Source organism: Flavobacterium endophyticum, assembly GCF_003634455.1.
Taxonomy (GTDB): domain Bacteria; phylum Bacteroidota; class Bacteroidia; order Flavobacteriales; family Flavobacteriaceae; genus Flavobacterium; species Flavobacterium endophyticum.
Map to the genome: position 1 here is coordinate 1,811,168 of NZ_RBLC01000001.1, position 13,272 is coordinate 1,824,439.

At 38.5% G+C, this 13,272-nt stretch carries 9 protein-coding genes and 1 tRNA gene; 4 read left to right on the forward strand and 6 right to left on the reverse strand.

The annotated features are described in order from the left end of the window. The first annotated feature begins 91 nt into the window (after positions 1-91). The 3 genes from CLV94_RS08175 to CLV94_RS08185 all read left to right on the forward strand — a co-directional run bounded on the left by CLV94_RS08175 (position 92) and on the right by CLV94_RS08185 (position 8,380). Positions 92-2,746 (forward strand): zinc-dependent metalloprotease, encoded by a 2,655-nt coding sequence (locus tag CLV94_RS08175; RefSeq protein WP_121375908.1) that lies wholly within the window; start codon positions 92-94, stop codon positions 2,744-2,746. Between the two features lie 116 nt (positions 2,747-2,862). Beyond that, a complete protein-coding gene (locus tag CLV94_RS08180) occupies positions 2,863-5,598 on the forward strand; it encodes a reprolysin-like metallopeptidase (protein ID WP_121375909.1) in 2,736 nt (911 codons plus the stop codon). 115 nt (positions 5,599-5,713) lie between these two features. After that, positions 5,714-8,380, forward strand: coding sequence for a zinc-dependent metalloprotease (locus CLV94_RS08185; protein ID WP_121375910.1), 2,667 nt, complete (start codon positions 5,714-5,716; stop codon positions 8,378-8,380). A 51-nt stretch (positions 8,381-8,431) separates the two neighbouring features. Here CLV94_RS08185 and CLV94_RS08190 read toward each other — a convergent pair whose 3' ends face one another. The 4 genes from CLV94_RS08190 to CLV94_RS08205 all read right to left on the reverse strand — a co-directional run bounded on the left by CLV94_RS08190 (position 8,432) and on the right by CLV94_RS08205 (position 11,289). Continuing rightward, positions 8,432-8,947, reverse strand: a complete 516-nt coding sequence (locus tag CLV94_RS08190) for a hypothetical protein (protein ID WP_147406604.1) — start codon at positions 8,945-8,947, stop codon at positions 8,432-8,434. A gap of 44 nt (positions 8,948-8,991) precedes the next feature. Next, a complete protein-coding gene (gene pth, locus CLV94_RS08195; RefSeq protein ID WP_121375912.1) occupies positions 8,992-9,615 on the reverse strand; it encodes an aminoacyl-tRNA hydrolase in 624 nt (207 codons plus the stop codon). Between the two features lie 91 nt (positions 9,616-9,706). Beyond that, positions 9,707-10,318 (reverse strand): 50S ribosomal protein L25/general stress protein Ctc, encoded by a 612-nt coding sequence (locus CLV94_RS08200; RefSeq protein WP_121375913.1) that lies wholly within the window; start codon positions 10,316-10,318, stop codon positions 9,707-9,709. Between the two features lie 29 nt (positions 10,319-10,347). Further along, a complete protein-coding gene (locus CLV94_RS08205) occupies positions 10,348-11,289 on the reverse strand; it encodes a ribose-phosphate pyrophosphokinase (protein ID WP_121375914.1) in 942 nt (313 codons plus the stop codon). Between the two features lie 158 nt (positions 11,290-11,447). Here CLV94_RS08205 and CLV94_RS08210 point away from each other — a divergent pair. After that, positions 11,448-11,527: transfer RNA gene (locus tag CLV94_RS08210), tRNA-Leu, on the forward strand. A 36-nt stretch (positions 11,528-11,563) separates the two neighbouring features. On the opposite strand, the gene CLV94_RS08215 is transcribed toward CLV94_RS08210, so the two are convergent. Together CLV94_RS08215 and CLV94_RS08220 are read right to left on the reverse strand one after the other, a co-directional pair. Then, the gene (locus CLV94_RS08215) at positions 11,564-12,013 is read right to left on the reverse strand and encodes a LexA family protein (RefSeq protein WP_121375915.1); all 450 of its coding nucleotides are present in this window, start codon (positions 12,011-12,013) and stop codon (positions 11,564-11,566) included. Next, a complete protein-coding gene (locus CLV94_RS08220) occupies positions 12,004-13,272 on the reverse strand; it encodes a Y-family DNA polymerase (RefSeq protein ID WP_121375916.1) in 1,269 nt (422 codons plus the stop codon). Before CLV94_RS08220 ends, CLV94_RS08215 begins: the two co-directional genes overlap by 10 nt.

Below are 13,272 nucleotides of genomic sequence, written 5' to 3' on the forward strand. Positions count from 1 at the left end.
GGTAAAATTTAGAGTATCTGTGATTTAAGTAGAAAAACTTCCATCCTAAAACTTTATATAGTAAATTTGGGAAAATTTACCCAACACAACCATGAAAAGAATACTACTCTTAACACTGACCTTGCTGACAAGCTTAGGCAGTTTTGCCCAGTCCAAAGATTTATGGGCAATTTCAAACGACGCCAGCACGGCGGTATTTAAAAAAGTGCAGCGATCTTCGCTTCCTTCAGAATTCAAAATTTATAAATTAGACTTAGAAGGACTTAGAGCTAAATTGCAAGATGCTCCTTTGCGCAGCGAGTTTAATGGTGTTTCTGCTACTATAGTCTCGTTTCCGGATCATGAAGGAAAGATGGAAGATTATAGAGTTCTTGAAGCTCCCGTGATGGAGAAAGAACTTCAGGCCATGTATCCTGAAATCCGTTCGTATATCGCCAAAGGCATTAAGAATCCTACAAACATTATTCGATTTAGTGTTTCGCCTGAAAAAGGATTGAGCGCCATGATCCGTTCAGGCAGTAATGGAGTAACTATCATTGATCCGTATACTTCAGACAACAATTTTTATCTGGTTTTTAATAAATCCAAATCGATACGAGGCGGCGAAGCATTTACATGTCTTACCGAAGATGAGGTTATGGATTTGGGAAGAAGTTTTTCTGAAGAAAACCAGTTGTTAGACGCTGATGATAATATGTTAAGAACATTCAGATTGGCACTTTCTGTTAGTGGCGAATATTCTACTTTTCACGGAGGAACGCTAGCAATGGTAAATGCTGCCATGAATGCAACGCTGACAAGAGTCAACGGTGTGTTTGAAAATGATTTCAAGCTTAATATGGTATTGGTTGCTAACAATGATTCAGTTGTTTTTTTAAACGCAGCTACAGATCCATACAATGCGCAGAATACTTGGGCAACTGCATTGAGAAATACGTTAAATGCCAACATAGGTCTTGCTAATTATGATATTGGACATTTGATGAGTGCCATTGGAAATAACGGAAATGCAGGATGTATCGGCTGTGTTTGCAACAGCAATAAAGGAACTGGTTTTACTACCAGTGTCACTCCAACAGGAGATAATTTTGATATTGATTTTGTCGTGCATGAGATGGGGCACCAATTTGGAGCTAATCATACGTATTCTATTGCTATAGAAGGAACAAATGTAAATGTGGAGCCTGGAAGCGGAACGACCATAATGGGCTATGCAGGAATTACAGGTCCTGCTACAGATGTTCAGCCACATAGCGATCCGTATTTTCATGCGGCAAGCATTCAGCAAGTGACAGCCAATATAAAGACAAAAACGTGTCCGACGACAACAATAATCAACAATGCCGTACCAACGGCAAATGCTGGTGCGGACATTCCTCTTCCGATTGGAACGGCATTTTATTTGACAGGTGCTGGTACAGATACGGATTCTGATGGACTGACATATGTTTGGGAACAGATGGATTCTGCAACGGATGAAAGCCAGATGTTTCCAGAAGCTACAAGTGTAGAAGGACCAATGTTTAGGTCGTTTTCTCCATCAGCATCTCCGACTACCTATTTCCCGAGTCTTGAATCTGTTGTTCAAAAAGGGATTCAGCGCGATAAATGGCAAAAAGTCCCAGAAGTTTCTCGTGATTTAACTTTCAGGTTTACGGTTAGAGATAACGAGATTGGCGGAGCGGCAAATAAGAGTGATGATATGGTTGTTTCTTTTGACGATTCCATAGGTCCCTTTAAATTTACATCACAAAACACGGTTGGCCAATCTTGGACATTAGGTTCTTCACAAACTATTACTTGGGCAGTAAACAATACGAATACATTGCCGGGAGCCCAAAATGTTAATATAAAACTTTCTACCGACGGTGGATTGACCTTTCCGGTTATTTTGGCATCAAATGTTCCTAATAACGGTACAGCAACTGTTACAGCTCCGTGGACTTCTGCGCCAAAGTGCAGGTTGCTAATCGAGCCTACAAATAATAAATTTTATGCGGTTAATTCGAAGCCGTTTGCAATAGGATATGATGTTACGACTTCATGCCAGACGTATAGTTTTACGACTCCTTTTGCGATTCCAGATAACGGGAACAGCTATACGATAAGACAGTTAAATGTACCTGTTACGGGAGAAATAGCAGACGTTAAAGTTGCAGTGAATGCTACGCATACTTGGCTTTCAGATTTAAATATTGCCGTAGTGAGCCCAGCAGGAACTGTCGTTACTTTGTTCAACCAAGGCTGCTCCAATAACGGAGTTACAGACAACCTCAATGCTGTATTTGACGAAGATGGAGCTAGCGCTGTTTGTTCGACTACCATTCTTGGAAATGTATTGCCAGAAGATGTTTTGTCTTCTTTCAATGGGCAAAACCCGCAAGGAAACTGGATATTAGGAGTTGTTGATTTAGGCGCTCAAGATACAGGTACCATGAATTCATTTTCAGTTACTATATGTACGCAAACCATGATGTTGGGGACTGATCATTTCGGTCTTGCTGATTTCAAGATTTATCCAAATCCAAACAAAGGAAACTTCAACGTTCAGTTTGATTCTGAATCAGGTAATGAGATCAAGATTAGTGTTCATGATATAAGCGGCAGGCAGATTTTTAATAAATCCTACCAAAATACAGGATTGTTTTCTGAAAAGCTTCAATTGAATAACGTCCAATCTGGAGTTTATCTTGTCAATGTAATCGATGGCGACAGAAAAGAAGTGAAAAAAATAGTCATAGAATAAAAATCTAAATTCAACTAGATAAGAAGGAGGTGCTTTTGAGTATCTCCTTTTTTTATTGTTAAATAATTAGAATATGCGCATAAATGATTAATTTTGGATTATAAACTAAATATATTATGAAACGAATTTTACTCTTAATCGTTTTTGTCTTTGCGTTTTCTGCGGGCTATTCGCAGTCATCGCCGCTTTGGACAAAAACATCAGCACAGAGCCTAGACGCTATGAGAAAAGCGACTAGAACCTCTATGCCGAAAGAATATCAGCTTTATCAGCTTGATTATTCTAAATTGAAAACACAACTTGAGTCTGCCCCTTCTAGGGAAAACACACAGTCTTCTGGTGTGGTGATTGCTTTTCCAAATGCTGAAGGAAAATTGGAAAACTACAGAATTTATGAATCTTCTGTAATGGAGCCAGAATTGGCGGCAAAACATCCTGAAATCCAATCTTATATTGGACAAGGAATTGATGACCCGACTGCTAAAATTCATTTTACGACCACGCTTTTTGGTCTGCATACGATGACTTTGTCAGGAAAAGGAACTTCTTTTATAGATCCTTACACCAGCGATTCTAAAAATTATATCGTTTACAATAAGTCTAGTTTGCCTAAAAGACAAGCTTTTGAATGTCATGTAGAGGATAATGATGCAATGGTGCCTCCTCCTTCTACAGCGGCTAGCGATGGAAAATTTAGAACCTATCGTTTGGCAATGGCTTGTACGATTGAATATGCCGCTTTTCATATCAATGCCGCGGTTACAGCAGGAACTTTAAGCCCAACAGCAACACTTGCTCAAAAGAAAGCGGCTGTTTTGGCGGCTATGAACGTGACAGTTGCTCGTGTAAATAGTGTTTATGAAAGAGATATGTCTTTGAGAATGCAACTAGTTGCAAACAATGAAAGTATTATTTTCGTAGATTCAGATTCTTTCAACAATAATAGCGCATCAACTTTAATAACTCAGAGCCAGACGGTTATCAATGCAGCTATTGGCAATGCGAATTATGATATCGGACATACCGTAAGTACAGGCGGTGGAGGTCTTGCAGGATTAGGAGTTGTTTGTGTTACAGGTCAAAAAGCAAGAGGAATCACGGGTTCGCCAGAACCAGTAGCTGATGCTTATGATATTGATTTTGTGGCGCACGAAATGGGTCACCAATTTGGAGCTGCCCACACATTTAACGGCGAAGGAGGAAACTGTACGCTTCCAAATCCAAGTATTGGCGATCCAGGTACTCGTAATGCGGCTACTGCTGTTGAACCAGGTAGTGGAACTACTGTAATGGCATATGCAGGAATTTGCGACGCGGTAAATGTTCAAGATCATTCTGATGATTATTTCCATGCCGTGAGCATAAGTCAAATGGTGGCTCATATAGCAGGAACTGGAAATTGTGTTGCGGGTGTAAATAATGGAAATAATCCGCCGGTAATTAGCCCACTGACAAGTTATACAATTCCAAAAGGGACTGCTTTCGTATTAAAAGGTAACGGAACTGACGTTAATGGTGATGCATTGACATATTGCTGGGAACAGACTACTGTAGGAGCTACTGCTGTAAATCCTAGTGCTACTTCAACAGATTCAAACCCTAACTTTAGATCGGTATCTCCATCTACTTCTCCTAACAGATACATGCCTGCATTGCCAAGCGTGCTTAGCGGAAATTTGACTCCTACATGGGAAGTGATTCCTTCTGTAGCGAGAGTAATGAGCTTTGCATTGACAGTTAGAGATAACAGGACTCCAAATGGAGGACAGACAGCAAGACAAAACATGACGGTTACGTTTAACGACGCAACAGGTCCTTTCAAAGTTACATCTCAAAACACAGATGGAATTTCTTGGACTCAAGGTCAAACAGAAACGATTACGTGGGATGTTGCTGGAACTACAGGAGCTCCGATTAATACATCTAACGTAAATATCTTATTGTCTACTGACGGAGGTCTTACGTTCTCTACATTATTAGCCAATACTCCAAACGATGGAAGCGAGCCTATTACAGTTCCTAATGTTGCGGCTCCTTTCTGTAGAATTATGGTTGAAGCTGCAAACAATATCTATTATGCAGTTAACGCTAAAACTTTTGCTATTGGTTATACAGTAACTACTACATGTAACACATATACAAATAATACTCCTTTTAATGTTGCTGACGGAAGCGGAACTACCGATGCGGGTAATGGTCCTATTTCATCTTCTATAATTAACGTTCCAAGTGCGGTAACGATTTCTGAAGTAACAGTAACTGTAAACGGAACTCATCCAGACGTTTCAGATTGGATTATTGCATTGAACCACCCTGATGCAACACAGTCAATCGTATGGGGATATAACTGCTATGTTCCGACAAATTTTGTTGGCGCTATGAATGTTACATTTAAAGATGGTGCTCCAGCATTAGCTTGTACTAATCCAACGGTTGGAACCTATAAGCCTTTACAGCCTTTGGCTCCATTTATCGGTAAGACTGCTAACGGAAACTGGAGACTGCTTGTAGGTGATGGTTTTGCAACCAAAACAGGAACAATAAACTCATGGTCGATTCAAGTTTGTTCGCAGACTATGGTTTTGAGTACTCAAAACTTTGGCCTTGCTGATTTTAAGATTTATCCGAATCCAAATAAAGGAAACTTTAATGTTCAGTTTAATTCTGAATCCAACAATGAGATCAAGATTGCGATTTATGACATAAGCGGTAGACAGATTTTCAATAAATCCTACCAAAACACTGGATTATTTTCTGAAAACCTTCAGTTGAATAATGTTCAGTCTGGCGTTTATCTTGTCAATGTAATAGATGGTGACAAAAAAGAAGTGAAAAAAATAGTTATAGAGTAGAACTCTAAACTGTTAGATAAAAAGGAGACGCTGTTAAGTGTCTCCTTTTTTTATTGTTAAATAATTAGATTATACATATAAATCATTATTTTTGTTTGATAACCAATAATATATTATGAAAAAAAATCTACTCTTACTCATTTTTGTCTTTGCGTTTTCTGTGGGCTATGCACAGTCACCGCTTTGGACAAAAGCCTCTGCAGGGAGCTTGAATGCTTTAGAAAAGGCTGACAGAAGCACCATGCCAAAAGAATATCAGATCTATAAGTTGGATGTGTCCAGATTGAAAACACAGCTTCAAGCGGCTCCATCTAGAGAAAACATGGGAACATCCGATGTGGTGATTGCTTTTCCAAATGCTGAAGGTAAATTCGAAAATTACAGAATTTATCAATCTTCTGTAATGGAAAAAGAATTAGCAGCAAGACATTCTGAAATCCAATCGTATGTTGGACAAGGAATTGATAATCCTAATGCTACCATTCATTTCAGCACAACAATTTTTGGAGTGCATGCTATGATTATGTCTGATAAAGGAACAAAATATATCGATCCTTATACAAAGGATTTGAATAATTATATTGTTTACAACAGATCTAGTGTTAGCTCAACTAGAAGCTTTGAGTGCGGAACTACAGAGGATGCTTTAGAAGGCAGAGGACATGAGTTTTCGAATGCAGCATTTGCAAACGACGGAACATTTAGAACGTATAGACTTGCTATGGCGTGTACAATCGAGTATGCCGCTTTCCATGTCAATGCAGCAGTAGCAGCAGGAACTTTAAGTCCAACAGCAACATTAGCCCAAAAGAAAGCTGCGGTTTTAGCAGCAATGGCAATTACGGTAACAAGAGTTAACTCTGTTTTTGAGCGTGATATGTCTTTAAAATTAGTCCTAGTGGCAACTAATGAAAATGTGATTTTTGTTGATGCTGATAGTTTTACTAACAATCCTCCTGTAATGATTAATGAAATGCAGGCGATAGTAGATGCAAATATTGGAGCAGCTAATTACGATATCGGTCATGGAGTTTGTACTTCTGATAACGGAATTGCTCAATTAGGTTCTGTTTGTGGTGCTAATAAAGCAAGAGGTGTAACAGGACAACCAAATCCAGTGGGCGATCAATTTGATATTGATTATGTAATCCATGAAATGGGTCACCAATTTGGAGCTACACATACTCAAAATAACGATTGTAATAGAACAGCAACTACTGCGGTTGAACCAGGTAGTGCTAGTACAATCATGGGGTATGCAGGAATTTGTGCTCCTGATGTTCAAAATAACTCTGATGCTTATTTCCATACAGTAAGTTTGACTCAGATGTTTTCTTTTGTGACTACAGGAGGAACATGTTCAGTAAATGTGCCAAATAATAATGCGGCTCCTGTAATTCCAGTTTTGACAAACTATACGATTCCAGCCGGAACTCCTTTCGTTTTGAGAGGATCAGCAACAGATGCTGATGGTGACGCGCTTACTTACTGCTGGGAACAAACAAATGCAGGGTCAACTACAGACGTGCCTAATGCGACTTCAACTGCGAATCCAAACTTTAGGTCATTATCGCCGACCACATCGCCAAACAGGTATTTCCCTTCTTTGTTGAATACTTACGGAACTTGGGAAGTACTTCCGACAGTTGCTAAAACAATGAGTTTTGCATTAACTGTTAGAGATAACAGAACTCCAAATGGAGGACAGACAGCAAGACGTAACATGACTGTTACAACGAGTACGGCATCTGCTCCTTTTACTGTAACATCACAAAATGTAGATGGAGTTTCTTGGACGCAAGGTCAAACACAAACGATTACTTGGAATGTAGGAGCAACTACTGCTGCTCCATTTAATACCGCAAATGTAAATATCTTGCTTTCTACCGATGGCGGACAGACATACTCTACATTATTAGCTAATACTCCTAATGATGGAAGTGAGGCTATTACAGTTCCTAATACTGCAGCCCCTTTCTGTAGAATTATGGTTGAAGCTGTAGGTAATATTTATTATGCACTAAATTCGAGACCTTTTGCTATTGGTTATACGATAGAAAACGTTTGTACAACATATACAAACAGTACTGTAGTGGCAATTCCTGATGGACCAAATCCAAATGTTTCAACGCCTGGACCTACTTTAACTTCAACAATTAATATTCCTGATACAGGAAATATTACAGATGTAAATGTAAGGGTAAATGTAACTCACCAATGGATCAGAGATTTGATTTCTACTGTAAGACACCCTGATGGTACTCAAGTAGCTCTTGGAAGCAGAATATGTAACGATCAAGATGGATACAACATCCTTTTCAATGATGGATCACCAAATATTGTTTGTGCAGCGCCTATTACTTCAGGAACATTCAGACCAACCGGAGCACTTTCTACATTGAATGGGAAAGCTATGGCAGGCGATTGGCAATTGCTAATAAATGATTATTTCCAAGGAGATACAGGAAATCTAAACCTATGGTCTATAGAAGTATGTAGACAAACAGCTGTCTTAAATACTCCAAATTTCGGATTAAAAGATTTCAAAATTTATCCAAATCCAAACAATGGTACTTTCAATATTCAGTTTGATTCAGATTCAAGCAACGAAATTAAAGTAGGAGTACACGATATGAGAGGAAGACAAATCTTTGAAAAATCATATCAAAATTCAGGATTATTCTCTCAAAGCCTTGAGTTGAATAATACACAAGCAGGTATTTATCTTGTAACTGTTCAAGACGGAGATAAAAAAGAAGTTAAGAAAATCGTTATTGAATAATTTTCTTATACTGCTAAAATTAAAAAGGGAACTCATTGAGTTCCCTTTTTTTTATAAACTTATTTTTACGTTTCGAATTATCTGATTATCTACAATTTTCGGCAAATCGATTTGCAATGTAGAATTCTTTTTAGTGAGACTGCCTTCGGTTACTTTGTAATTTCCAGCCTTGCCTTTGCAGAAGCAGAACACCCCAAAAAGCATTTTGGTATTTTGAAGTTCTTTATTTGAGAAAGTAAAATCGGAATAATCTTTATTCATTTCAAAAACAATTTCTTCTCTATAGCCTGCGTCTTGCAACGTGGTGTCTTCTATTTTTTCTCGATACTTGTAAAGAAAAACAACTTTATCTGGATTTTCTACCAGTTCGTAATACGTCTTGCCAATGCCGTCCGTTTTTACATTCATGCTTTTGTTTTGAAGTATCTCAAAAGTACAAATCCCATTTTCGGGACAAGGACTTTCTATTTTTGTCTTTTCATTACCGTTTGCCATAGTCGTGGTAGATTTTGTACTGCAACATGAGATTGTCAGTATCATCATCGGGAAAAGTATGGATTTTTTCATGGTGCTTTGTTTTTATTGTATTAAAGATAGCAAAAAGAAAGCCATTATTTTCCGTTAAAAGAATTCATGGTATTATCGAGCCCTGACAAAGCAAACGATTGAATGATTTCTGCCGCAAGATCAAGTCTTTCCGTGAGCTTTGCTTTTTCTTCCTCGTTCCATTCTCCGAGCACATAATCTACTTGTTTTCCTTTTTTAAATTCGTCGCTAATCCCAAATCGGAATCTTGGATAGTCTGATGAATTTAACGTCTGTTGTATGCTTTTCAGTCCGTTGTGCCCGCCATCGCTTCCTTTAGGCTTGATTCGTACGGTTCCAAATGCAAGATTCAAATCATCGGTGATTACTAAAATATTGGAAGCTGGAATGTTTTCTTTGTCCATCCAATACTTGACAGCCTTGCCGCTGAGGTTCATGTAGGTATTTGGCTTTAAAAGAAAAATCGTCCTTCCTTTGAGTTTGTATTCGGCCATTGCACCAAGTTTTACGGTTTGAAAATCAAGACCTTCCTTTCTGGCCAAATGATCCACTGCTTTAAATCCGATGTTGTGTCTTGTGTTTACGTATTCTGCGCCAATATTACCAAGGCCAACGATTAGAAATTTTTTCATTGGGTCTGAATCTGTTTTGTGTTCTTTTTTAAAGATGTTGAAAATCCAATTTTTCATTTCGTAAAAATAGTTTTTCTATCCGAATTTCTATTACATAAAAAAAGCATCAGTTTTTGGCTGATGCTTTTGATATAATCTAAGGTGAAAATTATTTTTTCTTTCCTTTTGCTGGAGCTTTTGCAGCTTTTGCAGCTTCCTGAGCAGCTTTCATGGCAGCACGTGAGATTCTCACTTGTGCAACTACTGTGTTGTCTGGGTGAAGCAATTTGTAGTTGTCAGAAACTAATTTAGTAACGTATAATTTGTTACCCATTTCAAGACCTGAAATTTCAGCTTCTACGAAATCTGGAAGATTTTTTGGAAGCGCTTTTACTTTCAATCTACGTTGGTTCAAACGCAATACACCCCCTAAAAGTACACCTGGAGAAACACCAGTTACTTTCACTGGAACTTCCATAGTGATTTCTTTGTCATCGTGTAATTGGAAGAAGTCAAGGTGCAAGATTCTGTCAGAAACAGGGTGCACTTGAGTGTCTTGCAATACTGCGTTGAATGTTTTACCACCTTCAAGTTCGATCACAACTGTGTGAGCGTTTGGAGTGTAAATCAAGTTTTTGAATGCTTTTTCTTCTGCAGAAAAATGCACTGGTTGATCTCCTCCGTATAAAACGCAAGGAACCATTCCAGCATTACGTAAGGCTTTAGTAGCTACTTTGCCCACGCTTTCTCTTTCTGATCCTTTAATTGTAATCGATTTCATTGTAAATATATATAATTAATAAAAAAATTCTACATCAAAAATTTACCGCTGATAGAGTTGTTGTGTTGTACCATTTGCATTACTTCTGCAAAAAGAGGCGCACAGCTCACCACTCGGATTTTCTTCGATTCTTTCTTCAACGGAATAGAATCGGTAACAATCAGCTCGCTTAATTGCGAGTTTTCAATTTTCTCATAAGCCTCGCCTGATAAAATAGCGTGAGTACAGATTGCTCTTACGCTCAAGGCTCCTTTTTCAATCATCAAATCCGCAGCTTTTGCCAAAGTTCCTCCGGTATCGATCATGTCGTCTACAAGAATGATATTTCTTCCTGTCACTTCTCCAATCAATTCCATGCTTTCAATCACGTTTGCTGCTTTTCTCTGCTTGTAGCAGATTACGACATCCGATTCTAAAAATTTAGAATAAGCATAGGCTCTTTTTGAGCCTCCCATGTCAGGAGATGCAATCGTAAGATTTTCTAAATTCAAGCTCTTTACATAAGGCAAGAAGATAGTCGATGCAAACAAGTGATCTACTGGTTTTTCAAAGAAACCTTGAATCTGGTCGGCATGCAAATCCATTGTCATGATTCTCGTAGCTCCGGCAGCTTCTAATAGTTTTGCAACTAATTTCGCTCCAATCGGCACACGTGGCTTGTCTTTTCGGTCTTGTCTAGCCCAACCAAAATAAGGAATTACAGCCGTAATATGACGGGCTGAAGCTCTTTTAGCGGCATCAATCATCAACAAAAGCTCCATCAGGTTGTCTGCACTTGGAAAAGTGGAACAAACTAAAAAGACTCTCAATCCTCTGATTGATTCTTCGAAAGACGGCTGGAACTCACCATCGCTATATTTAGAGAACGTTACTTTACCTAGCTCCACGCCATAGCTCTTAGCTATCTGTTCGGCTAAATGTACGCTTTGAGAACATGCAAATATTTTTGCTTCTGGTTCTTGGTGCGGCATTTTAAAATGTTGTTTAGTAGTTAGTTAGTGTTGTGTTGTGTAAACGAGGTGCAAATTTAGGAATAAAATCCAACTCTGAAAGAATATTTTTAACTATTTTTTGTTTTAAATGAAATTATTTTTTTTACATTTGCACCCACAATTGAAACACATCAATTGCCTGGATGGCGGAATTGGTAGACGCGCACGACTCAAACTCGTGTACTTAGGTGTGTGGGTTCGATTCCCACTCCAGGTACTTAAAAGTAAAACCTCTGAGAAATCAGAGGTTTTTTTATATCTTCTTGATTACGTAAGTAACGATGCCCCAGATTATAAAATTATTTTCTTCCGAAACTTTTATGGGTTGGTATTTTTGATTTTCAGGCATCAGATATAAGCAGTCTTTTTCGAGCTTTAATCTTTTTACCGTAAATTCTCCGTCGATAAAACAAATTGCAATTTCTTTGTCCACCGGCTCTAGGCTTCGATCAACGATTAAGATATCCTTGTCATTTATTCCGGCATCTGTCATGGAATGGCCTTCAACTTTTATATAAAATGTGGTCGTTGGATTTTCAATCAGCTCTTTGTTTAAGTCGATAGAAGTTTCTAGGAAATCTAATGCAGGCGAGGGAAATCCAGCTGAAACTCCTTGAGATACATAAGGTATTCTGATGTCGCTTTCGAGATCAGGCTTAAAAAAATTGAGCTTCTTATCTGTATGTTTGGGTTCTAATGGCATTTTACTACTAGAATTTGATCGAATTGGGTCGTATATTTCGGAGAAAGCATATTCTGTTTCATGTTCCATGTTTGGGAATCTTGTATCCCTAGTTTGACTTTGCGACTTCCTATTTTGGTGTTGATGTTGTCAATCGCTTTCATCAACAGGTGGTGTTTTGGGTTTTCTTCTTCAAATAGATGAAGCTGCTTCTCGTTTGTATTAATTAGCTGGGTTACGATTACGCCGGCTTTTTGAAATCGCTGTCCTTTGTTTTCTTCGTATAACTTTTCTAGAATCCTCAGAGCCGCTTGGTTTATTGTGAGCGTAGAATTGGTCCCGAAAGGCAGTGTGACGGCGTGATGGTAGTATTCTTTCGTTGTTGGCGTTTTGTGCTCCATGGTTGAAAGCATAACGATTATAGTATGGCAACACGAATTCTGCTGTCTCAGCTTTTCGGCACAGACTGAAGCAAAAGTCGAAATCCGTTCCCTCAACGAATCAAAATCGGTCAGCTGTTTCGGAAAGCTTCGGGTAATAGCGATACTTTTCTTATCGGAAGGTTCTTCTATCGTTAAGACCGATTCTCCCAATAGTTCTTTTCTAAGGCGGAGGCCTATGACGCCCATTTCTTTTTTTATCCAATTTTCATGAAATGGTTCTGTAAAATCATAAGCAGTCAGTATGTTTTTGGCCTTCATTTTTTTCTTCATCCGATAACCGATGCCCCAAACAGCTTCTATTTTGGTCCATTTTAGTGCTTTGATACGTTTTTCTTCTGTATCTATCACATACACTCCATTGGTTTTTTCTGGATATTTCCGGGCAATTTTGTTGGCGACTTTTGATAATGCCTTAGTTGCAGCAAAACCGATACAGACGGGCAGGCTGAGGCCTTTCAAAAGTTTAGTTTTGATCTGTTTTCCATAATCATCATAGTCAGAGATATTCATCCCCTCGAAATTTAGGAAAGCTTCATCAATACTATATACTTCAACATGCGGAGTAAATTCTCTCATTACATCCATGGCACGCTGGCTCATGTCTCCATATAAGGCATAATTGGAGGAAAATACTTTTACATTATTTTGAGCTAGCATTTCTCGTATCTTAAATTCAGCAGCTGCCATGGGGATACCTAAAGCTTTTGCTTCATCGCTTCGAGATATGATGCACCCGTCATTATTAGACAAGACGACAACTGGCTTTCCATTATATTGTGGCTGGAAAACCCTTTCGCAGGAAGTATAAAAATTATTGCAGTCGACTAATGCATACAT